Source organism: Pseudomonas crudilactis (assembly GCF_013433315.1).
In the GTDB taxonomy this organism is placed as follows: domain Bacteria; phylum Pseudomonadota; class Gammaproteobacteria; order Pseudomonadales; family Pseudomonadaceae; genus Aquipseudomonas; species Aquipseudomonas crudilactis.
Genome location: NZ_WXVV01000020.1, coordinates 124,845 through 149,189, shown reverse-complemented (window position 1 = coordinate 149,189; position 24,345 = coordinate 124,845). Strand labels below are relative to the sequence as shown.

The window sequence follows — 24,345 nt, the reverse complement described above, 5'->3', positions numbered from 1 at the left end:
CCGCATCCCGTTTGAAATCTGTCGAAAAATATCGTCTGGTCAAATCACACCTCGTCGTTGGGCGTAGATTAACGCCCTTTAGGGGTGTCCAGAATCATTAAGCCAGATCAATCGCTATCACGTGTTTCAAGAGGCGCATCGGTTTGTGCGGGAGGGTGCGCGGGTGTATCGGGAGAATGAGATCTGGCGGGAGGTGAGGGAGAAGGGGCAGGTTGGGGAGTTGGTGGAGCGGGTGAGGTTGTATCGGAATCGGGTGGTGGTTAAGTATGACGTGGCAGATGAGTTGATCGGGTAGGGCGCGTGAAAGCACTTCGCTGACGATGGCGCCCTTTGATCAGTTTCTGAAATACAACTCATCCAGTTGGCGTCTGCGTATCGAGAGGTACTCCTCCCATACCTTGGGAAAGTCCTCATCTTTGGTTAGAGGGAAAGTCAGATAAATGTACTTTCCAACAACGCTGATGTATTGCCTCGCGCGTTTGAAGGCCGGCTGCTCGTAAGCTGCGACGCTTTCATCGTAGGCGTCATGGTAGTGATAGATGCTTACCCGATGGGGAGCGATCATGCATCGCGAAAAATCGATCACCCAGCAGCTATCAACGGCTGTACTCAAATAACCGTAAACACCATCAGTAGATAGATGCAGGCATGAATTTGCTTGGGTGCCGTCGTCATCGTTGACCAGAATGATCTGGTCCGCGAAGTAATGAATATTCCTGCCGTCCGGCCCTTGCAAAGACAAGCTCCAACCTTCGGCTCCCATACGGAATTCACCGTTGTTATCAAAGGTTGCTGTCCATCCATTGGCTAGAGTGATCTGGTGTTTATTCATGAGGACTGGTCAAGTATCGAGCTTACGGTGGTATGAGGTAGTCACATTAAATATCTTGCTCAAAGGTGTTCGAGGTCAATTAGACAGCCTTTGAGTTCTAATCGCTTGATCTCATCATTGAATTTGTATCTTGGCAAGAGTTCGTTTTTTATGTCGTAGTGCTGTCTAAGGAGACGGAATAATTTCCCTATGTTGCTTTTGCTTTTTTCGTCAAGGCTCTCGACTAAGTCGTAGTTGTTGTCCGACAGAAAAGCGATTTTGTTTTTAAGGGTGTAGTAAGCGCTTATGTTTGAAAGCAATCCTTCTGCATCTGAATAATCTTCTTTTAAGTGTTCTGCATAATTCTCAAATATAGTTGTCAGCAGGTGTTGTGCTGATTGCTGATGTTTTAAAACTCCGCACATTTCCTGCCAGTTGCTAACGAAGAGATGGTCTCCCCAGTCGGAGCCGCGGGCAAAATATTTCCCATTGCCTTTGAAGAAATCAGATGTTTCATGAAGTTCTAAAGCTGTTTCAAAGGTGGTTTTCATAGAAACTTTTTCCAATCATCAAAATTTTCAATGACGCTGGGGAGAAAAGGGGGTGGATTTATTATCAGTTTGTAGAAAATAAATCTGTCCCCTTTTTGTCTTTTTATTCGTTTGGTTCGCTCCTTTTTTAAAGATTTTTAATGGTGTGAGGTTTAAGATAAGTACCAAATCAAAAACTCAAAGAAGCTAGCCCATTTTTGCTGTGTTTTACCAGCTAGGAAATCATCTCGGTTAGCAAGGCTGAAGTCTAAAACTTCGCCGCTATTTATGTCATACAAGTAACAGCCTTCGCCTTGAATGTTGGTGAGGCAGACAAGGTTTTCCGGTAGCTCCCATACTTCGTGGATGAAATTTGTTCCGATTTCGATTTCGTTGCTTGGGTCGGCGATGTCACACAATTCTTCATCAGAAGAACTGCTTTTAAAAAAAGTTATTGTGTAGTTTAAAAAAAACTCTGCGAGTTCGCTATTTATGTCTATGTTTAGCTGTTTTAAAGCCTCGGTAACTGATTGCTTGTCTGTTCGAAGGGTATTACCCGGCTGATTTTCAATTAGTAATTTTAATTTGGTCGGTATCATTTTGCGGCCTGCGCTGCACGGTCTTTCCAATATCGCGGGACTTTTTCTTGAATGATCAATCAGGGGCGGACCACTTTTACAACGCGAAAAATTGCAGCTCATAGTGCAGGCCGCCTTCAGAAAAAGAAAACGTGATCTGTCCCCCGTTTACGCTTCGCCATATTTTCCATATGCCTCAGCTACAGGCTCTAATTGGGGTTTGTCAAAAAGAAAAATAGGCAGGGTTATTTTCAGCGTGTAGAAAATAACTCCATCCCCTTTTTTCTTTATCGGTTGCGTCTCATGTGTCCTAATCTTGATATTCAAACTGACCTCGATATGTGAATTCGATGCCTCGTAATATGGTAGCTGTGGTTTTTCCTTTATAAGCACAATCATAAATTGCAATAACAGTGTTTATTTTTTCAGGTAAAGTAGAGAGGTTTTTCTTTTTTATTTCAGCGATGATATCGGAGTCATAAGAAAAATCCTCGATTGCTTTTTCCAAGTTTTTAGTTGGCTCTACGATATCAGCTTCAATAAAGTCGTCGTCAATAAAGCCCAGAGAAAATGCATTGCTGAACTCCGATCCTAGAGATTCTCCATCGTCAGAATAGGCCGGCGTCACTATTTCCCGAAGAGTGGATTGCTGCCAGTCGGCGTTTGCAGTCCAAATTGATACTGTTTTTTTATTACTCATCTTTTTCTCCTCAATTTTTAAGGCCGGATGGGAGAGAGTCCACTCCACCTTCTAACCTCCGACCCGCCCACTCATTGAGGCCCTGTCGGAACTCGCCGTAATCTTTCGAATTGTCAATTATTTTAAGTATTTCATTATGTGCTTTTGTGGACCCTTTGCCCCCATGATGACCAGTAGGGTTCACAAATTTCACTTCAGCAATCGCGGTCCGTAGCTCATAGATCTGCTCAGCAGAAAAGGGGACAGATTTATTTTCAGTTTGTAGAAAATAAATCTGTCCCCTTTTTTGTCGTCTTTATTAGGAACCTTGGTTTTGTGATTTTTTTAGTAGGTTTTTGAGTTCAGGGTAACAATCAATTTCTTCATCGGGTAGATTATCTATGATTCGCTGAATTTTATTAGAGTATTTTTCCTCAATAAATGCTTCAGTCCAATCAAGTTCGGAAGCTGCGGTGACTGCTACCTCGGAGAACGTAGAGTCAAGAAGTTTTTTTAAAATCTCTATCGCTTCGGGCGATCGCAACTCTCCCAGAGCAGCAGCGCTTCTTTCTTGCCAGTATTCCTCTTTTAAAAGAATTGATTCATTAAGTTGTTGCCAGTCCATGGCGTTAAATTTTCCTAAAACTCCATGAGCTACCTGTTCAGTAATGTACTCATTCCAATTTGAGTCTTCATTCGGTCCAAGCCAGTAGTTATATTTTTCGTAAATCTTGCTGTTCATGTTGTTCAGGGACGGATCACGTTAAATAGCGAGAAAGAGGAGAGTTCCCAAGTGGCAGATTATGGATGTAAAAAAACTGTGATCTGCCCCGTTTAAAATAAGGAGTTGTGGTCTGTCCCCGTTTTATTTATTTCAATTACCTGGAGTCGATTTGTTTTTATTGAGTGCTATCGCTGGTATGAACGCAATCATGATCATCCATATAGATTAGCACTTTGAAGTTGTCGTCGACTATCCAGAATGGGAATCCAGTCGTTTCGGAAAATAGCGTTTTAAGATCTGCAGAGTTTGCTAGTTTCCAAGCGTGAATCTTACTGTCTTGAACTATTAGTAAGGGGTTTTCAAAATTTTCGAGAGTGTCTACTTTTTTCCAGAAGTCTGGGTTGTGTTTTTTCTGGGGGTTCTTCAAGTAGAAAGGGTCGAGGCTCTTTGTCTCAGAAGAAAAAAATGATCTCGTTAGCTTGGCGATCAATTTGGCTAGTTCATTGTTGCGTACTTTCTCATGCGCTAAGTTGTGCTCTGCTAATGCCGAGTCGATTTCTTTTTCTAGGCAGTTCATTGAGGATTTCCAGTTCTCGCGCGTTAGACAGGCAAAGATTCCAATAATACAGAAAAAAGGGGCGGATTTATTTTCAGCTTGTAGAAAATAAATCTCTCCCCCTTTCTGTTTTTTTGTCATTGCAATTGTAGTTTTTCTCCTTTGAGTTGTAGATTTGATTTTCTAAGTTTTCTGAACTGGATACGTGTCGCCCGTGATTGTAATTGATCTTCCATCTGATTTTATGTCTTCGATGCTGTTAATAACCACCTTAAGCTCTCTTGAGTTGGGGAATAAGAAGTAAAAAAGCTCGAAGTAAAGATAATCTTTTATAAGGCTGGCAGCCAAATTGTGATGGTCGTTTAAAATTTCATTAAAGGTTGGATAACCTATTTTTTTTAGTTCGGGAATGTCAGCGTAGCCTTGCTCAGAGTCATCAATTTTGCATTCGGCAATAAATGAGTTTGCATGGTTGATGAAGTTTTCCGGGAACTCATCGTTGTTTATCGTCATTTCGTATTTTTTTGTTTCGAGAATTGATTTCTCACCGAAGCCAAGGCTCCTGTAAGTGACCGTGTTTAGATTGACTTCTGTGCCGGCTGATTTAAATATCATGGAAATTCTCCAGGTGGTATTAGCGTGATCGTACCATCCTCTTTAAGCGTTATTGAACCTGATGGTCTATAAGCTTCACCTGCTTTCTGATCCTGCTCAGAACGTTTACCTGAGCGTTGGAAAAATTCTTCTGGAGATTTTATTTCTTCAATGGATGCAGTTTTGTTGCCCGGCGCGATTTTAGTTTCTTCGAGCGACAAAAAGCCTTCCTTTCCCTCAAATGATTTTTTAAGGTCCTTAAGTATTTTGCCGGCTTTATTTGCATTGACATCTCCGAATCCAACATCCAAGTCGCTACCGGGGTGACTGTCCCCCCTTACTCGACTTCCGCCGATGACAACGGACGTTCCCTTTTTATACGATTGTTCAAGGATCATTTGAGCCTGCTCCTTAGGCAGTCCAGGCAAATGTTCTTGTAGGAAAGCGGCTTGTTCCTCTGGCCCAGAGGTTTTTATGACCGTTTTCTTTGGGTATTTATTAAATACTGAATTTTCAGTCCATTTGGGAGGTTCGGCGTCAGGACATTGTCCTGGCGTACAATTTAAACCTAGCGGATCTACCCAGCCCGTTGGATTCGGCACGTATTGGTAACCGTTCAATCCACCGACTAGCTTTATCGGATCCGGCGTCAAAAACCGTCCAGTCCCCGGATTGTAGTAGCGGTGGCGGTTGTAATGTAATCCTGATTCGGTATCGAAATACTGACCCTGGAAGCGCAATGGGTTATCGATCTCGCTGACGTCCAGCGCTGCCAGGTTACCGTAGGCTCGGTACTTCGCCGACCACATGATTTCACCACTGTAGTCGGTGAGCTCCTGCGGTGTGCCAAGGTGGTCGAGTTGGTAATAGAACGGCGTGGCTTTACGTGGGCCATCGAGCATCGCCAATGGGCGGAAACTGCCAGGTTCGTAGATGTAGCTGCGGTGTTATTCAGGGACAGACCACCTTCAGACAAAATAAAACGTGGTCTGCTCCCCGTTTACAGCTTTACTATTTCAGTTGGTAACTAAATTTCTCATCCAGTCCAAAGTTTTCATCTTGAGTTTTGACTCGATCAAGAATAATTAATATTTTTCTATATGAGTCGCCCATTAGTTCTTCTGAATGTTTTGAGTTTGTCCAAATTAATTCAATTGGGCGCTCTACATCGGTGCTGAGTAGATCCCAAAGCGCATTAAGATTATTTCCATAGTATTGAGTAACAGAAAAAGCAGACGCTATCCGCTTATGGAATTCTTGCTCAGATGAGATGGACAATCCATCAAGCTCAACTATCATTTTGATTCACTTCCACTTTCCAATAGGGGTAACAGTTTCGTAATGATCACTAGTTATGTAGAGGAGTCCGTCATCTGAGTAGAGTAGCCTGGTCCCCGGCTGATTGCTCCGCGACATCGTGTTATTGAGACCGACGTCAGCTTCATACCAGGTTCGGCCGGGGGCTGAAGGAAGTACGTTTGTATCATTGTAAAAAACATCACCGCCTAGCTGCCCGCCAGGAACGCTATTGTTGACTGCTTTACCTTTTTTCCATCCGCTTTGTGTTGCCTGAGCTTTTGTAACGTAATTTGGGGGAAGATCACCAGTGGCCCGCAAACTTTCGACTAAGGGATTCGCAGCCTCAGTCGTTCTAAGATCACGCTTCATGGCTTCGTATTTGGCGGCGTTATGAGCGGAGTTGTTATAGGGTTCAGGCTCATCACACTCTTTACTTGCTAGCCCCAACGGATCCACCCACCCCGTAGGGTTGGGCACGTACTGGTAGCTATTCAACCCACCCGCAAGCTTGATCGGATCCGGCGTCAAAAACCGTCCAGTTCCCGGATTGTAGTAGCGGTGCCGGTTGTAATGTAACCCCGTTTCGGCATCGAAATACTGACCCTGGAACCGCAACGGGTTATCGATCTCGCTGACGTCCAGCGCGGCGAGATTACCGTAGGCTCGGTACTTCGCCGACCACATGATCTCGCCGCTGTAGTCGGTGAGCTCCTGCGGTGTGCCGAGGTGGTCGAGTTGGTAATAGAACGGCGTTGCTTTACGTGGGCCTTCGCCATCGAGCATCGCCAATGGGCGGAAGCTGCCCGGTTCGTAGATGTAACTGCGGTAACGGTTTTCGGCGCTTTCGGCAATCAGGCGTTCGCCTTGCCACAGGAATTCGGTGATGTGGCCGTCGACGGTTTTTTCTATACGTCGACCGAAGGCATCGTACTTGTAGGTTGCAGTGCTGCCACCCGGTAGGCTAACGCCGATCAAGCGGTGCTGGCAGTCGTAACGATACTCGGTGACGAGTTTCTGTCCTGTGCCACGGCGCTCGCGAATCAGATTGCCGTAGGCGTCGTAGTCGTAGTAACGATCACCCTGCATCAGCAGGCGGTTGCCTTTGACGTTGGCGAGGTTTGCTGTGCCTTCATTGCTTTGGCCCAGCAGGTTGCCCGCCGGGTCATGGGCGAAGCTTTCCGGAGTAGCACCGCGCACGCTGATGAGTCGATCGAGCGGGTCGTAGTGGTAGCTGCGATTGCCTTTGCGGCTGTCATCAATGCCAGCGAGGTTGCCGTTGGCATCGTAATTATAACGACGCTGGAACAGGTTCTTGTCTCGCTGGCCAACAGTGTGGGCTTGCAGGCGGCCTTGTTCGTCGTACTGGTATTGGCTGAGCAGCAAACCTTGCTGACGTTTTTGTTCGCGCCCAGCACTGAACTGGTGAGAGGTCAGGCGCGAGCCATTGAGGTCGATGCTGCTCAGTTGTCCGCCCGGTTGGTGACGGTAATCGAGTTTGCTGCCGTCAGGGAGGCGGCAGTGTTTGAGCTGACCAACGCTATCGTACTCGTAGCGCAGGGTGCCCCAACCTTGGTGTTCTTCGATGAGGCGGTCTTGCAGGTCGTATTTGTAGGCGAGCGGCCAGTTGCCGTCATCGACGTTTACGAGGCGACCGAGGGCGTCGTAGCTGTAGTGGATTTCTTCGCCATCGGCCAGGGTTTTCACCAGCAGCCGGCCAGCCGCATCGCGCTGATACTCAGTGACCAGTTCGCTGCCATCGTCGCCGAACTCGGTTTTCTTCAGCAGTTGGCCGTTGAGGTCATACTCGTAAGCCGTGCGACGACCGTCGAAGCCTGTTTCCTGCTGGATCAGGCCGTTCGCGTAGTAGTCGAGGTGGTATTGCTCGCCGCGCTCGTTTTCGATTTCAGTCAGCAGCAGACGAGAGTTGTCATAGCGATAGCGAAGTTGGCTGCCGTCCGGATTGATGCGGCGGCAGACCAGATGCAGGTTGTCGGCGTATTCGTACCGAGTGATGCGGCCGAGTTCATCGCGTTCAGCGGTGACATTACCGTAGGCGTTATAGGTAAACGCACGGGTTGCACCGCCCGGCAGTGTAACTTGGGCGAGGCGATTAGCGGCGTCCCACTGGTATTGGGTAATGGCGCCGGACTCTTCCTGGCGGGTAATCTGCCGACCCAGCGCGTCGTAGCGATACTTGCGCTGGCCGCCATCGGGCAGGCGTTCTTCCAGCAACTGGCCGAGGTTGTTCCAGCCGAGTTGATGACGGCTGCCGTCCGGGTGGCGAATCTCCAGCAGACGCCCCTGGCCGTCGTAGCTGTATAGCGTGGCATTGCCGTCCGGATCGATTTGCTGGGTGATATCGCCTTGACGGTTGCGTTGGTACTTCCAACTGGCTTTGCCGCGATGAACATCACTCACGAAGCCGTTGATGTATTCGTACGTTGTGGCTTCGTGTTCCGGCGGGATAACGGCAGTCATCAAGCCGTTGTCGTTGGAGAAAAGGGGACAGATTTATTTTCAGTTTGTAGAAAATAAATCTGTCCCCTTTTGTCCCCCTTTTGTCCAATATTAAGGAATCAAGTCGCGTCTAGAGCTTTAAGTGTTTCGGGCCGTTCTGGTCTTTTGTCTTTCGATTCGGGCATGTTGTACGCGGCAAAGCCGTGGCCTTTATGCGTTTTTTATTGTTGCAATAATAAGTGGTAAATAGACCTAAGGTTTCCGGGGGGTTACATTTTTTACGAAGGGTCTGTTTTTTGACTGCGTAAAGATTACGCTATTTTTATTTTATTCAGGGCGTGATATAACGCTTTTTCAAGTTCGGCCCAAGTTTTCGCACTTTCGCTGTATATTGGCGACTCCCAGTTTTGATCTGAGATTAGCGAGATTCTAAAGGCGCCATTTTCGCTGAATTCTGGGTACCATCCAATATCGATTATTTGTTCGAGTGGCAGTGATGCTTGTAAAAGGTCTTCTTTGAGTCCGTCGGTTACAAGTGTGATGTCGGATCCAACTAGTGTGGAGAGATCATCGAAGGTTATTGTTCCGCCGAGCGTTGTTATCTTATTAATGTTCATCGCTTATTTTTTCTTCTTGGTTAGCCTTTTGAAGGCGTCTTCAGATATCGGATGTCCATGTATGGTATTCGCACTCAATTCCACCCTCATGTACCGGGTTTCTTTTTCGTCGTTAGCGCCGATCAGAAAAGGGGACGGATTTATTTTCATTTTAGAGAATAAATCTGTCCCCTTTTTGGTCACCTTTTTACAGTGGGTTCCGTCGAAAGAGTTAGAGGCTCTCTATATTGGTTGGGCCGCCGTCATCAATGAGTTTTCTCATGCGGCGATTATAGAGTTCAAGGTCTTGAACATTATTGTTGGCTTCGATTGTTTTTCTCAGAAAGGTCATGACATGTGAAATTTTCTGTTTCTCACTATCAGCAGCATCGCGTACAAGATCAAATCCATCTTTTGACAAGAAAGGATGTTTATTTCTTAGGTAGTAATAGCAGCCAATGTTTTCAAGCAGGTCGCTGGCGTCATTTTTTGTAAACTCAACCGAGTTTAAGTATACGCTAAATGCATTCCTCAATATTTCGATCGAGCTTTCTAGCGATTTTAAATAGCCGCATAGTCCTTGCCAATTTATGATATGCAACTGGGTTCCCCAGTCGGGGTCTCTTGTGAAATATTGGCCATTACCTCTGAAGTAGTCAGGGAATTCATTCTTTTTCAAAGCTACTTCAAAGTTGGTTGTCATTGAAGTTGTTCTCAGTCGTCAAATTGGCTTAGAAGCTCGTTCATGTCGGCGCCGTGGTCGATTTTTCCAGAGCCAATAAGAGCGGCCTCTTTTGTGCCGCTCTTCGTCTCACCTCCAGGAACCCATTCTTTAGGATAAGCGCCTGCTTCATTTCCATTCGGTATTTCGTATTTGAATCGTGGATCGTCAGGTTTTATTTTTACTAAATAAATTTTAGCTGATGATAGATCGCAGAAAAGGGGACAGATTTATTTTCAGTTTGTAGAAAATAAATCTGTCCCCTTTTTGTCTTTTTATTCGTTTGGCTCGCTCCTTTTTTTAAAGGTTTTTAATGGTGTGAGGTTAAGATAAGTACCAAATCAAAAACTCAAAGAAGCTAGCCCATTTTTGCTGTGTTTTACCAGCTAGAAAATCATCTCGGTTAGCAAGGCTGAAGTCTAAAACTTCGCCGCTATTTATGTCATACAAGTAACAGCCTTCGCCTTGAATGTTGGTGAGGCAGACAAGGTTTTCCGGTAGCTCCCATACTTCGTGGATGAAATTTGTTCCGATTTCGATTTCGTTGCTTGGGTCGGCGATGTCACACAATTCTTCATCAGAAGAACTGCTTTTAAAAAAAGTTATTGTGTAGTTTAAAAAAAACTCTGCGAGTTCGCTATTTATGTCTATGTTTAGCTGTTTTAAAGCCTCTGTAACTGATTGCTTGTCTGTTCGAAGGGTATTGCCCGGCTGATTTTCAATTAGTAATTTTAATTTGGTCGGTATCATTTTGCGGCCTCCGCTGCACGGTCTTTCCAATATTGCGGGACTTCTTTCTTGAAAAGTTCCCTGTTTACAGGCTCATCTGGATGTTGATTGTGGCCATAGGGGTGAACCGCTTCCCGGCCTTTACCTTTGAGAGTCGTAAGGTGTGTCTTGCGACTCAACTCAAAAAGCGGTCCCTTTCCGTTCTGCCTTGAGTGATGGAGCTGTAGCTGTTGAGGAACCCCATCTTTCATTATGTAAGGGGCACCGCCTTCTTTTGCTCTGTCTAAGTTCGACATGCCCTTGTGCTCTAAATCCCAGTCAATATCCTGTTGGAAAACCTTATATTCGTTACCGGTGCCTTTACCGCTTGCTTTCCATGTGGTTTCGGTTTTAAAGAACTTTGGATTTTTACCACTCTCGGGTCCAGGGACATCAGGAGCGCCTTCGCTGACCTTTGCGCCATTTTCTGGTGCCTCAAGTCCACTTGGAGGCTTGCACCCATTACCCTCTGGGCAATTATCGAGCCCCAACGGATCTACCCACCCCGTAGGGTTAGGCACATACTGATAGTTGTTCAAACCACCCGAAAGCTTGATCGGATCCGGCGTCAAAAACCGCCCGGTGCTTGGATTGTAGTAGCGGTGCCTATTGTAATGTAACCCCGTCTCCGCATCGAAATACTGACCCTGGAAGCGCAGAGGGTTGTCGATTTCGGCGATGTCCAAGGTGGCCAGGTTGCCATAGGCACGGTATTTCGCCGACCACATGATTTCGCCGCTGTAGTCGGTGAGTTCTTGAGGTGTGCCGAGGTGGTCAAGTTGGTAATAGTACGGGGTTGCCTTGACGGGGCCCTCGCCATCGAGCATTGCCAGCGGACGGAAGGTGCCAGGTTCGTAGATGTAGGTGCGATAGCGATTCTCGGCACTTTCGGCGATCAGGCGTTCACCTTGCCAGAGAAACTCTGTGGTCTGACCATCGACGGTCTTCTCAATGCGACGACCAAAGGCGTCGTACTTGTAGCTTGCGGTGCCGCCACCGGGCAGCGTGACGCCAATCAAGCGATGCTGGCAGTCGTAGCGGTATTCGGTGACCAGTTGCTGTCCGGTACCACGGCGTTCCCGGGCCAGATTGCCGTAGGCGTCGTAGTCGTAATGCCGGTCGCCTTGCATAAGCAGGCGATTGCCTTTCACGTTGGCGAGGTTCGCAGTTGGCAGATCGCTTTGGCCGAGCAAGTTGCCGGCCGGGTCATGAGCGAAGGTTTCGGGAGTGGCGCCGCGAACGCTGACCAGACGATCCAGTGGGTCGTAGTGGTAGCTGCGGTTTCCTTTGCGGCTGTCATCGATGCCGGCCAGGTTGCCGTTTGCATCGTAGGCGTAGCGGCGCTGGAACAGATTGCGATCCTGCTGACCTACCGTGTGCGCTTGAAGCCTTCCCTGTTCGTCGTATTGGTATTGGCTAAGCAGCACGCCTTGTTGGCGCTGCTGTTCACGGCCAGCGTCGAACTGATGCGTAGTCAGGCGCGACCCGTTGAGGTCAATGCTGCTCAGCCGACCGCCGGACAAGTGGCGGTAATCGAGTGTGCTGCCATCCGGCAGGCGGCAGTGATTGAGTTGGCCGACGCTGTCGTACTCGTACCGCGTGGTGCCCCAACCTTGGTGCTCAGTGATCAGGCGATCTTGTACGTCGTACTCATAGGCGAGGGGCCAGTGGCCGTCGTCAACGTTTACCAAGCGACCCAAAGCATCGTAGCTGTAATGGATTTCTTCGCCATCAGCGAGGGTTTTGACCAGCAAGCGGCCAGAGGCGTCGCGCTGGTACTCGGTCACCAGCTCACTGCCGTCGTCACCGTATTCGGTTTTCTTCAGCAGTTTGCCGTTGAGGTCGTACTCGTAAGCGGTACGACGCCCGTCAAAACCGGTTTCCTGCTGGATCAGCCCATTTGAGTAGTAATCGAGTTGATAGTGTTCGCCGCGTTCGTTTTCGATGTCGGTGAGCAGCAGACGCGAATTATCGTAGCGATAGCGCAGTTGGCTGCCGTCCGGGTTGATGCGACGGCTGACTAGATGCAGGTTATCGGCATACTCGTAACGGGTTACGCGGCCCAGTTCGTCGCGTTCAGCAGTGACGCGGCCGTATGGGTTGTAGGTGAACGCACGGGTAGCGCCGCCGGGCAGCGTGATCTGTGCCAAGCGGTTAGCCGCATCCCACTGGTAGTGGGTGATTGCACCCGTTTCAGCCTGACGTGTGATCTGGCGACCGAGCGCATCGTAGCGGTACTTGCGCTGACCGCCGTCCGGCAGGCGCTCCTCCAGCAATTGGCCGAGGTTGTTCCACCCCAGTTGGTGGCGGCTGCCGTCGGGATGGCGGATCTCCAGCAGGCGTCCCTGGCGATCATAGGTGTAATGCGTAGAGTTGCCATCCGGGTCGACTTGCTCAGTGATGTCACCCTGGTCGTTACGCCAGTAGATCCATTTGGCGGTACCGCGATTCACCACACGGACAAAGCCCTTGTAGTACTCGTAGGTGGTCGCCGCGTCTTCTGGCGGGATCACCGCGATCAAACGGCCGGCCTCGTTGTACTGATATTCAGTGACCGCACCCATCGGGTCTTTTTCGGCGATCAGTCGGCCTTTGTCGTCATAGGCTTTTAAGTGCTCGGCACCATCCGGATCAACTTTGGCGACGAGTCGCGCCTTGTCGTCGTGGGTATAGATCTCTTCGCTGCCATCGGCGTTGGTAACGGTGACGCTGCCTTTGTCATCCCACGCATAGTGCGCATCCATCTGAGAGAAACTGGCCCAGTGATGGATGCAACGTGCGGACTTGCCTTCCTTTTCCCACTCCCAGTAGAAGCTTGCGCCTCCGGCGAGCTGCCGCTCAAGAATGACGTTCTGTTCGTTGTAGGCATAACGCTCGGACTCTCCCAGAGCGTTTGTGGCTTTGATCAACCGATGTTGAGCATCGTACTCATAGGTGGTCAGCGTCTGAACGGTGTTCCAGGCGTCTTCGAGATTGTCCGCCGGAATGAATTGCTGATAGTCGATGGCGACAATATGCTTGCGGTCGTACCGCACAAGCAATGCACGACCAGCCCCGTTATCCACGCGCTTGATTCGACCATGGATGTCACGGGTGATGTGCAGGCGATTGTCGTAGTTGTCGCTGATGGCGATCAACGTCGCGCCTTTGCTGTTGAAGCGGAAGTGATAGAACTGCGGCTTTTCGCCGGCTTGAGTCAGTACGAGTTCGGACGGATCGTCGCCAATGAAAATCGCGGCTTCTGAAAGGCTGTTGGTGATTGCCGGGCGCTGTACGCTGGGCAGCGGAAAAGTGGTGACCCGGTTTTCGTGATCCGTCCACACGACCTCGTCGCCATTGATGTCCACCCGCTGAGCGAGAGCGTGACTCCATCCATAGCCTAGACCGCAGTCGATTTCAGCCGCGCTGGTTCGGTAGAGACGAGTCCAGCTGAATGGCAGCAGGCCGCCGAGTTCACCGTCGGTAATGGTTAGCAGCTCTTCACCGGTGACCATCGAGACCGGGCAGCCGTTCGTACAGGTCTTCTTCGCGCAGGTGGCGCTTTTGTCATCGGGCGTCTTGGACTGATCGGGAACGTCGTCGACTTTTTCTTCAGGTTGCAAAGTGGATTGGTTCTTTTTCTTGTCCCTTGGGAACGAAGAGGCGTCTTTGACTTCCTGTTTCGGAGTATCTGCAGTTTTAGGCAGTTGTTTTGCGGGAGACAGTCCCTCTAGTTGGCTTTTGGGTTCAGCCTTGCGCGAGCCAGCCTTTGGCGCTTCAGTGGTAGCTTCATCGATTTTCAGCGCTGCGGTTTTGGCAGGCTTCATCGGCACATTCTTGGCACTGGCGATGATTGGCTTCGATACTTCCGCATGGGCGGGCAGGGCGTGTTTGTTGCTGAGTGTCATCAAGGTCGACGCAAGGTCTTCAAGATACTTGATCGCTTCTCCGGATTTGACGGTGGAGAGGACTTTGGTGCCCGCTCTCACGGCCAGCCCGGCGCCACCTGTTAGACAGATACCCACCAGTACGTTGATCAGGAATTCCGAGGCAATGGCAGTCATCACGTCGACAACAACCTGCGGCGGCAGCATGCCGACCCAAGCGACAATGGCGGAGACGTATATGAACATCAGCGGCTCATCGCTGAGGATCAATAGCCCTGAAGCAATCGACTCCTTGGAAGCAGCGTAAAGCTTGTCGATCTCAATATCCGACAGATACTTTTTAAGTTTTTCGTAGTTTTTCTTCGGATTGGCGAGCAGGTCGAAAAGGCTTTTGATGTCGTCCCACAGCCGCAGCAGCGCTTCTTCGAAACCGTCCAAGGCTCGTTTGAGCAAAATCACCGAACGCCCGGCACGATCCGCTGCAGAGTAACTGGCCCATTGCGGCTTAAACTTGCTCGACCATTCGCTCTGCAACCAGCCATCAAGCTTGCCGATAACGCCTTGATAGGAGTCATAGAGCGCCTTGACGTCGCTCTGGGATACGTTGGGGAAAAAAGTGATGCGGTAAGTCTGACCTCTCTTGGCCCCCTCGATCACTTTGATGCCGCTGGGTCCGATCATGGTTTCGATGACCGGACCGGTAACGTCGTCGTAAAAGGTACCCTTGGTGACCGGTTCCAGTTTGACTGGCGTGTTGCCAATCGGCACAAAGCGCGCCGACTCGAACATATGAATTAGCGTGAAATCACCTACCAACGGGCAAGTGGCATAGGTCTTCACCGCACCTGTTTCGGTTTTCCGTTCGGTGATGCTGACTTCGTTGCCGACCTTGAAGGTCTGGTCGACGTCCAGCGCCCAGCCAGTCCAGAAACCGTCTGCCCATTCCTTGTAATCACTCAGGCAGTTTTTGAAGTCTTTGAGAATCAAGTTCACGTCAGGTGTTTTGGCGTCCAGCACACGCAGGACCAGGGTACCAATCGGGGTATTCATGACGTGACTTCCTTTGTCAGCTCTGCGGCGAGACGCTCTGCCATCTCTTCTGTGTTTGGGTTCTGGCGCACGAAGCGCTCAACCTTTCTGCGCAAGTTGGCTTCGGGGAGTTCGAAGTACAACTCAGGGCAATCTTCGGATAGCCACTGCATCAGGTTTTCAACGACGGTGGTGTGGTCCTTTTTCGCGAGAGCATCCAAAAGCGTTTGGGGGATCTCCCACCAGGGCCACTCTTTTGCGGGAGGTACCGCTCTTCTGCCGACATCGAGCGTCTGCCCGTTAATCAGGTAGCGTTGGAACACCGGCAGCAATTCACCTGCTGTAGCACCTAACCCTTCGATGATCGGATGAAAATGTCGACCATCCCAGAACCTGAAAAACACCTCAGTGGCGTCCGGCATTTTTACCTGAGTCAGGCTGCGCAAATGCTCCAGCACCGTTTCCGGCGCGCTGGTGGATACCGCTAGCCAACCCCAATCCGATGCATCGGTTTCAGTAATCCATTGCAGAAAACTGGCATTGGGGCTGATCTCGGCGAGATACGGCATGACAGGAAGCCAATCAGCGTAAGGCGTTCCACCCCAAATAGGGTGAAGTTGTGGTGCGGCATCTTGCTGATAGAAAGGCTTGAGCGGCTCGGAATCACTCGCCGCACTAATAACCAAATACAAACGCTCACCAGTCTGCAACGGCTGTTGCGCCAGCCAATCCTTGGGTGTAATTCGATCAGATGGCACAGGCACCTGCCTTGCATTTTTCGCATTCTTCGCAGAATGGCGCGTTACGTTTGAGGGTGTTGATCTGGGCTGGGGTCAGAACCTGGCCGGCCTTGTCGGCGTCGGCCTGTTTCAGGATTCCGGGTATCAGCGGGGCGGCACCAGTGCCGCTCCCTGGACTGCCGCCGGAGTTCATGTTGATCACCGGGCCGCTCAGGGTCACGCCGCCGGCGTCGATCTTGATGAAGCTGCCGCCGCCGATCAGGGTCAGCTCGGCGCCGGCTTCCATTACCACCTTCATGCCGCTGCTGAGGTGGATTTCTTGCCCAGCGTCGATGAACTGGCCGGTGCCGATCTTGATGTGTTGGTTCACGCCGACGGTGAGGTGATCATTGGCGCGGGTTTCGACTTTGCGGTCGGCGTAGACGGTGTGGTGTTCTTCGGCCTTGAACTCGCTGTAGCTGTTCTTTTCGACGGTGTCGTGGCGTTCGTTGCCGACGCGGATTTTCTGGTCGTGCTCGATGTTTTCGTCCCAGTCGCGCTGGGCGTGCAGGTAGATCTGTTCCTGACCTTTTTTGTCTTCGATGCGCAGTTCGTTGTAGCCGCCACCGCCCATCGAGCTGAGGGTCTTGAAGGTGCTGCGGGTCTTGTTCGCCGGCAGCTCATACGGGACGGTGTTTTCCTTGTGGTACAGGCAGCCGCTGATCAGCGGTTGATCGGGGTCGCCTTCAAGGAAGGTGACCAGCACTTCCATGCCGATGCGTGGGATGGCGATGCCGCCATACTGGGCGCCGGCCCAGGCGCTGGAGACGCGCAGCCAGCAGCTGGTTTTGTCGTCGGCCTGGCCTTCGCGGTCCCAGTGGAACTGGACTTTGACGCGGCCGTATTCGTCGCAATGGATCTCTTCGCCTTTCGGGCCGGTGACTACGGCGCTCTGGCTGCCGAGGATGCGCGGTTTCGGGTGGCGCAGGGGCGGGCGGTTCGGCACGTCCCACGGCGTGGCCTGGAAGCGGTTGCGATAGCCCTGATGGAAATCGTCTTTGAGTGCAGTGGTGTCGCTGGTTATCGACTCTTCGAGGACTTGCGGCTGCTTGCCTTCGTGGAGGACTTCGGTCAGTAACCAGAGGTCGTTCCATTTGGCTTTCGGGTGCGCGGTCAGGGCGAGGAAGTGGCCGCTGACCAGCAATGGCTGATCGCTTTTGCCTTCGGCGAGCTGGAAGTCGCTGCGATGGCGTTCGAGGGCGCGTTTGGCCAGGTGTTTGCCGCGCTCGCGGTCGATGAAGCGACCGGGGTAATCGTAGTCTTCAAGGTCGGGCAGGGCGTCGCCACGGTTTTCGCTTTCGAGTGTGAGGCGTGGTTTTTCGAAATCGTAATCGCGGCGGGTGGTGCGGCTGGTACGGGTTTCCAGGCGCAGGTCGAAGCGCTTGATCACCGGGTCGCTGGCGACCATGCCGGAGTCTTGCTGATAGGCCACTGGCTTGAGTTTCGGGAACACCGTCTGGTCATCGCCGAACACCAGTTTGTGCGCCGTCGCCGTGTGTTCGAAGTGGTAATGGATACCTTCTTCCTCGCACAGGCGCTGGATGAAATGCAGGTCCGATTCATCGTACTGCACGCAGTAGATGCGCTCGGGATAGATCGAACCGGTCTTGAATTCGTAGGCGTTGCTTTGGATACCGTGCTCTTCGAGGACCTTGCCGATGATTTTCGGCACGGTGAGGTTCTGGAAGATGCGCTGGTTGACGCGATGCGCCAGGTAGGACAATTGCGGGCGCAGGGTCACCGAGTAACGGGTCAGGCGTTTGCCCGAATCGCCTTGCGCGGCGCGGTAGATCTGGCCGTGGATGCCGCTGCCGTCGGGCGACAGTTGCAGGAAGGCCGGTTTGTGCAGCAGGGTTTCGAGGTCCAGCGACGGCTGCTCACTGACCAGCTCCACCTCAAAGACAAAAGGCTGGCTGATGGCTTCGCGACCTTGCAGGGTGAATACCTGAAAGTCAGCAGAAAGACCTTCGATGGTCAGGGCAAAATGGGTTTCATTGGCCGGCGCGAACATCCCTTGTTCCTCGTGCTGTACAGCGGCGTGAGTTGACGACCGCAAAACGGCTCAACTTACGCGAAATTCTGGAGGGCGAAAACAACATCGACCAGCAGAGCTGGCCGATGCTTGTAACGATCAGCCGTAATTAAACGACTGGAGCACGCCAGTCATCGGAACCCGAAGTACCGGATACTTCGTGGGTCCAGGTGATTTTACGGTAGGTGAACTGCACTTCTTCCAGGTGGGTGAAGTGCGAGTTGCCTGGATCCTGGCAGTTGTGCATTTTGTTGTTGATGGCGACGATGATCGCGTCTTCCAGTTTGGTGGTGTAGTAGTGCTCTTGGGTGCCTTGAGCAGAAGTACGGAACCACTGGATAACGATTTCGCTCATGCGCTCGCCGGAGGTCAGAGCGGCTTGCAGCAGAGGCGAAGCCTTGTCGTAGACCTTGGTGATCACGACTGGCTTGTGAACGCGCTGACCGGTTGGCTGACCGGATTGTGGGTCACGCGGGATGATCACGTCGTGGCTGAAAGCCTGAACCATAACCTGGTCTTCGTGGCCTTCCTGGTAGGTGTTGCCTACGGAGTCAGCGGTGAAAGCGCCTGCAGTGATCAGGCCTTGTTTTTCGCCGGTAACCGACATGTACGCTGGTGTTGCCATGGGGTGCTCTCCTTGCGGAATAATTTAAGGTGCCCGGGAGGCGAAATCGCCCGGTGGGTGCCTGACTGTTATCAAGGAGCGTGCCAACAATTGTGCGGGCCATGCGGGCCGGGGTGTTTGTCTGATTTTTCAGGCGCTTGTGCGAAATAAAGCGCGCGCCGAATGCAAAAGTGCGCAAGAAGTTGCGCAGTACTGCGCAACTTCTTGCGCACTTGGCTGCAGGCCTTGTGCGACGTGGCTCCCAGCGGTTTTATCAGGCTTTTTTGCAAAACAAGTGCGCAACTTCTTGCGCACAATGGCTACGCGCCATCATTTGGTCGAGGCGGCTGCTTCAAGATTTTCAGATCAAAAGATCGCAGCCTTCGGCAGCTCCTACATTTGGAATGTATTTTTCCTGTAGGAGCTGCCGAAGGCTGCGATCTTTTGATTTTTCAACGCGTAAGTTGTGTCAGGCACTCATCAATCGAACGCTGCTGCGTCGCCGCATACAACCGCAACTCATCAATGGTCGCGCGCCCCAGCGCCTGCTCGAAGGCCTGCCGATTGGAATGCTCGCCATAAAGCGCCTGCGCCGCATCCCCAAGGTTCGACTGAAAAATCCCCGCCGCACTCACCGGCAGGAAATCTTCGTACACCAACGGTTCCGCTTTCACATAACCATCGCGCAACAAGTCCTCCAAAGATGACTGCCCAAGCCCTACCGCTGCCAGGCCCTTTTCCGTGGCGAAATAGCGAAAGTACGCCAGTTCTTGTTCACGCATACCCTCGACACTGTCAGGAAATTCGCCAAAGTGCTGAGCCATCAGCGCGTTGTAGCGTGCGGCGTTGGCTTCGTTGGGGAAGTCACCGAGTTCATCGCGCGCGGCATTCAGCAAGCGGTCATACAGCGCCCGGCCTTTGGGCGTAAGTGCCGCGCCGCGCTGTTCGATTTCGCCGAAACGCGCGCTGTGGCTGCCACGGATTTGGTTTTGATCGGTGAAGGCGATCGGCTCGTCCAGCGCCTTGAAACTGGTCTGGCGCAGCAGGATCGGGCACTGCCGGCGCGGTGGGCCTTCGATCACGGCTTTCGGGGTGATGCCATGGGCTGGCATCTGTTCCTGGACGCGGTCGATGTCCAGCGTGCGCGGCGTCAGGTGATTGATGTGCGGGCCTTTGAACGCCACCACATCGGCGATCAAACGGTGTTGGGCGCTCAAAGTTTGATATTGCGCAGCGGTAACCGTGGCGCTGTGATGCCAGCGAAAGGTTTCCAGTGCCTGCAGGACGAATGCCTCGGCCTCGCTTTCATTCAGTCCGCCCGCGTTTTCAGCTTGCGCGATCAGGCGCAACGCCTCCGAGGTAAAGATCGAACGCTTGGCCAGCACTGATTCGGCAAAGGCCCGCAGTTGCGCATCCTCAATCAACTCGAGGCGCAACAGCGACGTAAACACCCGAAACGGGCTGACTTGCAGCGCCTCTTCATGCACCGCGCGAAACGCTGTGGAGTGCACCGGCACGCCCGCCGGGGTCAGGTCGTAATAACCCACCGGTTGCATGCCCATCACCGCAAACAGGCGGGCGAGGGTGGCCAGTTCCGTCGCAGTACCAACGCGGATGGCGCCATGGCGCTCCATATCCAGCCGCTGAATTTCGCCGGTGCTGTCGAGTTGCCGGGCGATATCCGGTTGACGTGCAAGCACCTCGCGGTTGGTTTGCTCGACCAACTGCATCAGCGCGCCGTACAACGGCACTTCCTCGCGGTACATGTCGGACATCGCTTTGGAGAAGCGTTGGCGGATCAGGTCGGGGCTGATGAACGGCTGCACGGTCATGAAAAAAATTCCTGCCACGGTCACGGAATGGATGAGGGAAAAGATCGCAGCCTTCTCGCACGCGGGCAAACGAAGAATCCTACGAACTTCATTCTGCCAACGACTGATCCACCAGTTCGATCCAGTGCATCACCCGAGTGCGCCCGGCGCTGCCCAGATGGCTCTGACAGCCGACGTTGGAGGTGACGATCAGCTCGGGGCGGCCGCTTTCCAGCGCATTGAGGCGGTTGTCGCGCAGTTGCCGGGCCAACGCCGGTTGCGTCAACGAATACGTGCCCGCCGAGCCGCAGCACAAATGGCCGTCGGGCACGGCGGTAAGATTGAAACCCAAGCGCGTCAGCACAGCTTCCACCGCACCGCCCAGTTTCAACGCATGCTGCAACGTGCACGGGCAATGCACGGCAACCCGCCGTTCAGTGGCAGCGCAGATCTGTTCGAGCGGTTCCTGCGCGAGTATCTGCACCAGATCCACCGTGCGCTCGCTGATTTCCCGGGCCTTGGCTGCATACAGCGGATCGTCTTCCAGCAAATGCCCGTAATCCTTGATGAATGCGCCGCAACCGCTGGCGGTCTGCACAATCGCTTCGGCACCGTTTTGCAGGTGCGGCCACCAGGCATCGATGTTTTGACGCGCGCGGTCGAGGCCTTTGGCCTGGGCGTCGAGGTGATAGTCCAACGCGCCGCAACACCCGGCCTCGGCCACCGGGGTGACACTGATGCCCAAGCGATCCAGCACCCGCGCCGTAGCGTCATTGGTGTTTGGCGACAACCCCGGTTGTACGCAGCCTTCAAGCAACAACACGCGACGGGCATGCCGGGGGGCAGGGCGCGAGCTGTTAACCGGCAAGTGCTGCGGCAATTTGCTTTCCAGCATTCGCGGCAACAGCGGCCGAAACGTCGTGCCCACTCGCAACAAACCTTTGAACAATCCCGGATTCGGCGCCAATGCGCGCAAGCCCTCACGTAACAGGCGTTGCGCCGCCGGACGCGGCACTGCTTGATCGACCACCGCGCGGCCGATGTCGAGCAGGTTGTGATAGTCGACGCCGGACGGGCAGGTGGTTTCGCAGTTACGGCACGACAGGCAGCGATCCAGATGCAGTTGTGTCTGCGCCGTCGCGGGTGCGCCTTCGAGCACTTGCTTGATCAGGTAGATGCGCCCGCGCGGGCCATCGAGTTCATCACCGAGCAATTGATAGGTCGGACAGGTCGCGTTGCAAAAACCACAGTGCACGCAGGTGCGCAGAATCTTCTCCGCCTCGGCGGCGCGGGGCAGTTGTCGCGATTGTTCGCTGAGGGTGGTTTGCATGGCTAGAACTCCGCGTACATCCGCCCGGGATTGAACAGCCCTTGCGGGTCGAGCTGCGCTTTGAGTTGCCGGTGATAACGCAGCAGTGTCCAGGCCAGCGGCTGGAACGGCGAAGAGCTGGCGCCGTGGGTGAAGCAGGTGGCATGGCCGCCGAGTTCCTGAGCGAGGATATGAATGTGCGCCGCGTCGGATTTCAGCCAGCGTTGTGCACCGGCCCAGTCGATCAGTTGCTCGCCGGGCAGATCCAGTGGCCCGAGATTGTTCGGCAACGACAAGCGCCACAGCGGCAGACCTTCGTTGAAAAAACCTAGACGCTGCTCATTCAGATCTCGCCAGAACCCTGAACCCAGCGGCTCTCCACCGAGGCGTTGATGTGCCGCCGTCACCGAACCTTCGCCGCCCTCGAGACGCAGATACAGGCTCTGGCCATCGTGGCAGGCGGCACTGATCGGCAACGGTTGCTGACCCCACTCGGCAAGCTTGGCCAGTGCCCGCGCGCAGTCCATGTCGAGGCGAATGCTCAGGCACTGGCGCGGTTTCGGCAGGACTTTCAGCGACACTTCGGTGAGCACGCCGAGGCAGCCGTAACTGCCGGCCATCAGTCGCGACAGGTCATAACCGGCGACGTTTTTCATCACTTCGCCGCCGAAACGCAGGTGCTGACCAAGGCCTGTGATCACCCGCGTGCCGAGGACGAAGTCGCGCACCGAGCCAGACCACGGCCGTCGTGGCCCGGACAAACCGCTGGCGATCATGCCGCCGACGGTGGCGCTGTCGGCGAACGCCGGCGGCTCGCACGGCAACATTTGTCCGGCAGCATCCAGCGCCGCCAGCAGTTCGGACAGAGGCGTGCCGGCGCGCGCCGTGACCACCAGTTCGGTCGGCTCGTAACGGACGATGCCGCAGTGGGCACGGGTGTCGAGTACTTCGCCGGCCACCTCGCGGCCGAGAAAGGCTTTGCTGTTGCCGCCCTGAATTTTCAGCGGCGTGGCATTGGCCCGCGCCTCGTTGACCTGATCGAGCAGGGCGCTGGCGGCGTCGACATCGGCCATCAGAAACGCTCCAGTTCGGGAAAGGGCAATTGCCCGGCGTGAATATGCATCGCGCCGAATTCGGCGCAGCGGTGCAGGGTCGGAATGTTCTTGCCGGGGTTGAGCAGGCCTTTTGGGTCGAACGCAGCTTTTACAGCATGGAACAGGCTTAGTTCGTCGCTGTTGAACTGCGCACACATCTGGTTGATTTTTTCGCGGCCGACGCCGTGTTCGCCGGTGATGCTGCCGCCGACCTGCACGCACAGTTCGAGGATCTTGCCGCCCAAGGCTTCGGCGCGGTGCAGCTCGCCCGGTTGATTGGCGTCGAACAGAATCAGCGGGTGCATGTTGCCGTCGCCGGCATGGAACACGTTGGCCACGCGCAAACCGTATTCTTCGCCGAGGCGGGCGATACCTTGCAGGACACCGGGCAATTCGCGGCGCGGGATGGTGCCGTCCATGCAGTAATAGTCCGGTGACAAACGGCCGATGGCCGGAAAGGCATTCTTGCGTCCGGCCCAGAAGCGCACACGTTCGGCTTCATCGCGGGCCTGACGCACTTCGGTGGCACCGGCCGCGGTCATGACCTCGCGCACCCTTTGGCAATCGTCGTGGACATCGGCTTCGACACCGTCGAGTTCGCACAGCAGGATCGCCTCGGCGTCGACCGGGTAACCGGCGTGGATGAAATCTTCAGCGGCGCGAATGGCGAGGTTGTCCATCATCTCCAGGCCGCCGGGAATGATCCCCGCCGCGATGATTTCGGCGACCGCGCGGCCAGCCTTTTCCACGGAATCGAAACTGGCCAGCAGCACTTTCGCGACTTGCGGTTTGGGCAGCAGTTTGACCGTGACTTCGGTGATGATCCCCAGCAGTCCTTCGGAGCCGGTGAACAAGGCGAGTAGATCAAAACCCGCTGAATCGAGGGCATCCGAACCGAGGGTCAGGCGTTCTCCTTCGATGGTCAGCACTTCGATTTTCAGCAGATTGTGCACGGTCAGGCCGTACTTGAGGCAATGCACGCCGCCGGCGTTTTCGGCGACGTTGCCGCCGATCGAACAGGCAATTTGCGAGGAGGGGTCCGGCGCGTAATACAGGCCGAACGGCGCCGCTGCCTGAGATATCGCCAGATTGCGCACCCCCGGTTGAACCCGCGCGGTGCGTGCGGCCGGGTCGATGTGCAGGATGTTGTTGAAGCGCGCCATCACCAACAGCAGGCCCTGTTCCAGCGGCAAGGCGCCGCCGGACAACCCGGTGCCGGCACCACGGGCAACCACCGGGACGTTTTTTTCATGGCAGAGTTTGAGCAGGGTTTGCACTTGCTCGAGTCGACGGGGCAGGGCGACCAGCATCGGCGTGGTGCGGTAGGCGGAGAGGCCGTCGCATTCGTAGGGTTTGAGTTCTTCTTCACGCCACAAAATGTCGAGGTCAGGCACGGCGTGTTGCAGGGCCTTGAGCAAGTCGGCCTTGTTCACCTGCGGCAGCGGGCCGTCGAGGCGTTCGTCATAAAGAATATTCATCTGCGCCTCACATCTCCTGCAGGGGATGTA

General features: G+C 53.3%; 19 protein-coding genes and 3 pseudogenes. 1 reads left to right on the top strand and 21 read right to left on the bottom strand.

Annotation, left to right across the window (positions count from 1 at the left end; all coding sequences use genetic code 11):
* Positions 1-112: 112 nt before the first annotated feature.
* A pseudogene (locus GTU76_RS30085) lies at positions 113-295 on the top strand (VanW family protein); the annotation flags it as partial.
* A 39-nt stretch (positions 296-334) separates the two neighbouring features.
* Here GTU76_RS30085 and GTU76_RS21430 read toward each other — a convergent pair.
* The 21 genes and pseudogenes from GTU76_RS21430 to glcD form a co-directional block, all read right to left on the bottom strand.
* Entirely contained in the window at positions 335-832 is a 498-nt protein-coding gene (locus GTU76_RS21430; RefSeq protein ID WP_180699526.1) for a hypothetical protein, read from the bottom strand.
* 59 nt (positions 833-891) lie between these two features.
* A complete protein-coding gene (locus tag GTU76_RS21425) occupies positions 892-1,362 on the bottom strand; it encodes a hypothetical protein (RefSeq protein WP_180699525.1) in 471 nt (156 codons plus the stop codon).
* Between the two features lie 152 nt (positions 1,363-1,514).
* Positions 1,515-2,042 (bottom strand): SMI1/KNR4 family protein, encoded by a 528-nt coding sequence (locus tag GTU76_RS21420; protein ID WP_175554718.1) that lies wholly within the window; start codon positions 2,040-2,042, stop codon positions 1,515-1,517.
* Positions 2,043-2,229: 187 nt separating this feature from the next.
* Positions 2,230-2,619 carry an immunity 22 family protein gene (locus GTU76_RS21415; protein ID WP_016983323.1) on the bottom strand — a complete coding sequence of 130 codons (390 nt, stop codon included), beginning with the start codon at positions 2,617-2,619 and terminating at the stop codon, positions 2,230-2,232.
* Positions 2,620-2,917: 298 nt separating this feature from the next.
* Positions 2,918-3,340 (bottom strand): HEAT repeat domain-containing protein, encoded by a 423-nt coding sequence (locus GTU76_RS21410; RefSeq protein ID WP_016983322.1) that lies wholly within the window; start codon positions 3,338-3,340, stop codon positions 2,918-2,920.
* A gap of 157 nt (positions 3,341-3,497) precedes the next feature.
* Positions 3,498-3,899 (bottom strand): hypothetical protein, encoded by a 402-nt coding sequence (locus GTU76_RS21405; protein ID WP_180699524.1) that lies wholly within the window; start codon positions 3,897-3,899, stop codon positions 3,498-3,500.
* 162 nt (positions 3,900-4,061) lie between these two features.
* Complete coding sequence (locus GTU76_RS21400) at positions 4,062-4,493, bottom strand: hypothetical protein (protein WP_175554717.1); 432 nt, start codon at positions 4,491-4,493, stop codon at positions 4,062-4,064.
* A pseudogene (locus tag GTU76_RS21395) lies at positions 4,490-5,419 on the bottom strand (RHS repeat-associated core domain-containing protein); the annotation flags it as partial. The gene GTU76_RS21400 and the pseudogene GTU76_RS21395, both read right to left, overlap by 4 nt.
* Before the next feature lie 64 nt (positions 5,420-5,483).
* Entirely contained in the window at positions 5,484-5,771 is a 288-nt protein-coding gene (locus GTU76_RS21390; protein WP_175554716.1) for a barstar family protein, read from the bottom strand.
* A 6-nt stretch (positions 5,772-5,777) separates the two neighbouring features.
* Positions 5,778-8,255, bottom strand: a pseudogene (locus GTU76_RS21385) (RHS repeat-associated core domain-containing protein); the annotation flags it as partial.
* A 284-nt stretch (positions 8,256-8,539) separates the two neighbouring features.
* Positions 8,540-8,845 carry a hypothetical protein gene (locus GTU76_RS21380; RefSeq protein ID WP_180699523.1) on the bottom strand — a complete coding sequence of 102 codons (306 nt, stop codon included), beginning with the start codon at positions 8,843-8,845 and terminating at the stop codon, positions 8,540-8,542.
* 211 nt (positions 8,846-9,056) lie between these two features.
* Positions 9,057-9,527 carry a hypothetical protein gene (locus GTU76_RS21375; protein WP_180699522.1) on the bottom strand — a complete coding sequence of 157 codons (471 nt, stop codon included), beginning with the start codon at positions 9,525-9,527 and terminating at the stop codon, positions 9,057-9,059.
* 342 nt (positions 9,528-9,869) lie between these two features.
* Positions 9,870-10,295 carry an SMI1/KNR4 family protein gene (locus tag GTU76_RS21370; RefSeq protein ID WP_016983324.1) on the bottom strand — a complete coding sequence of 142 codons (426 nt, stop codon included), beginning with the start codon at positions 10,293-10,295 and terminating at the stop codon, positions 9,870-9,872.
* Entirely contained in the window at positions 10,292-15,229 is a 4,938-nt protein-coding gene (locus tag GTU76_RS21365; RefSeq protein ID WP_180699521.1) for an RHS repeat-associated core domain-containing protein, read from the bottom strand. Before GTU76_RS21365 ends, GTU76_RS21370 begins: the two co-directional genes overlap by 4 nt.
* Positions 15,226-15,966, bottom strand: a complete 741-nt coding sequence (locus tag GTU76_RS21360; protein WP_180699520.1) for a DUF4123 domain-containing protein — start codon at positions 15,964-15,966, stop codon at positions 15,226-15,228. The genes GTU76_RS21365 and GTU76_RS21360 overlap by 4 nt, the downstream gene beginning before the upstream one ends.
* Entirely contained in the window at positions 15,956-17,998 is a 2,043-nt protein-coding gene (locus tag GTU76_RS21355) for a type VI secretion system Vgr family protein (RefSeq protein ID WP_180699519.1), read from the bottom strand. Before GTU76_RS21355 ends, GTU76_RS21360 begins: the two co-directional genes overlap by 11 nt.
* 130 nt (positions 17,999-18,128) lie before the next feature.
* Complete coding sequence (locus tag GTU76_RS21350; RefSeq protein ID WP_007919523.1) at positions 18,129-18,644, bottom strand: Hcp family type VI secretion system effector; 516 nt, start codon at positions 18,642-18,644, stop codon at positions 18,129-18,131.
* A 431-nt stretch (positions 18,645-19,075) separates the two neighbouring features.
* A complete protein-coding gene (gene hglS / locus GTU76_RS21345) occupies positions 19,076-20,455 on the bottom strand; it encodes a 2-oxoadipate dioxygenase/decarboxylase HglS (RefSeq protein ID WP_180699518.1) in 1,380 nt (459 codons plus the stop codon).
* 88 nt (positions 20,456-20,543) lie between these two features.
* Entirely contained in the window at positions 20,544-21,764 is a 1,221-nt protein-coding gene (glcF, locus tag GTU76_RS21340; RefSeq protein ID WP_016983315.1) for a glycolate oxidase subunit GlcF, read from the bottom strand.
* A gap of 2 nt (positions 21,765-21,766) precedes the next feature.
* Positions 21,767-22,816, bottom strand: a complete 1,050-nt coding sequence (glcE, locus tag GTU76_RS21335) for a glycolate oxidase subunit GlcE (protein WP_016983314.1) — start codon at positions 22,814-22,816, stop codon at positions 21,767-21,769.
* The gene (gene glcD / locus GTU76_RS21330; protein WP_180699517.1) at positions 22,816-24,315 is read right to left on the bottom strand and encodes a glycolate oxidase subunit GlcD; all 1,500 of its coding nucleotides are present in this window, start codon (positions 24,313-24,315) and stop codon (positions 22,816-22,818) included. Before glcD ends, glcE begins: the two co-directional genes overlap by 1 nt.
* Positions 24,316-24,345 lie beyond the last annotated feature (30 nt).

Excerpts from the sequence above, each read along its gene's own strand:
- GTU76_RS21400 (WP_175554717.1), bottom strand. The coding sequence starts at position 4,493 with ATGATATTTAAATCAGCCGGCACAGAAGTCAATCTAAACACGGTCACT.
- GTU76_RS21420 (WP_175554718.1), bottom strand. The coding sequence starts at position 2,042 with ATGAGCTGCAATTTTTCGCGTTGTAAAAGTGGTCCGCCCCTGATTGAT.
- GTU76_RS21430 (WP_180699526.1), bottom strand. The coding sequence starts at position 832 with ATGAATAAACACCAGATCACTCTAGCCAATGGATGGACAGCAACCTTT.
- GTU76_RS21355 (WP_180699519.1), bottom strand. The coding sequence starts at position 17,998 with ATGTTCGCGCCGGCCAATGAAACCCATTTTGCCCTGACCATCGAAGGT.
- GTU76_RS21410 (WP_016983322.1), bottom strand. The coding sequence starts at position 3,340 with ATGAACAGCAAGATTTACGAAAAATATAACTACTGGCTTGGACCGAAT.
- GTU76_RS21375 (WP_180699522.1), bottom strand. The coding sequence starts at position 9,527 with ATGACAACCAACTTTGAAGTAGCTTTGAAAAAGAATGAATTCCCTGAC.
- GTU76_RS21415 (WP_016983323.1), bottom strand. The coding sequence starts at position 2,619 with ATGAGTAATAAAAAAACAGTATCAATTTGGACTGCAAACGCCGACTGG.
- hglS (WP_180699518.1), bottom strand. The coding sequence starts at position 20,455 with ATGACCGTGCAGCCGTTCATCAGCCCCGACCTGATCCGCCAACGCTTC.
- GTU76_RS21370 (WP_016983324.1), bottom strand. The coding sequence starts at position 10,295 with ATGATACCGACCAAATTAAAATTACTAATTGAAAATCAGCCGGGCAAT.
- GTU76_RS21350 (WP_007919523.1), bottom strand. The coding sequence starts at position 18,644 with ATGGCAACACCAGCGTACATGTCGGTTACCGGCGAAAAACAAGGCCTG.
- glcD (WP_180699517.1), bottom strand. The coding sequence starts at position 24,315 with ATGAATATTCTTTATGACGAACGCCTCGACGGCCCGCTGCCGCAGGTG.
- GTU76_RS21405 (WP_180699524.1), bottom strand. The coding sequence starts at position 3,899 with ATGAACTGCCTAGAAAAAGAAATCGACTCGGCATTAGCAGAGCACAAC.
- GTU76_RS21425 (WP_180699525.1), bottom strand. The coding sequence starts at position 1,362 with ATGAAAACCACCTTTGAAACAGCTTTAGAACTTCATGAAACATCTGAT.
- glcF (WP_016983315.1), bottom strand. The coding sequence starts at position 21,764 with ATGCAAACCACCCTCAGCGAACAATCGCGACAACTGCCCCGCGCCGCC.
- GTU76_RS21365 (WP_180699521.1), bottom strand. The coding sequence starts at position 15,229 with ATGAATACCCCGATTGGTACCCTGGTCCTGCGTGTGCTGGACGCCAAA.
- GTU76_RS21380 (WP_180699523.1), bottom strand. The coding sequence starts at position 8,845 with ATGAACATTAATAAGATAACAACGCTCGGCGGAACAATAACCTTCGAT.
- GTU76_RS21390 (WP_175554716.1), bottom strand. The coding sequence starts at position 5,771 with ATGATAGTTGAGCTTGATGGATTGTCCATCTCATCTGAGCAAGAATTC.
- glcE (WP_016983314.1), bottom strand. The coding sequence starts at position 22,816 with ATGGCCGATGTCGACGCCGCCAGCGCCCTGCTCGATCAGGTCAACGAG.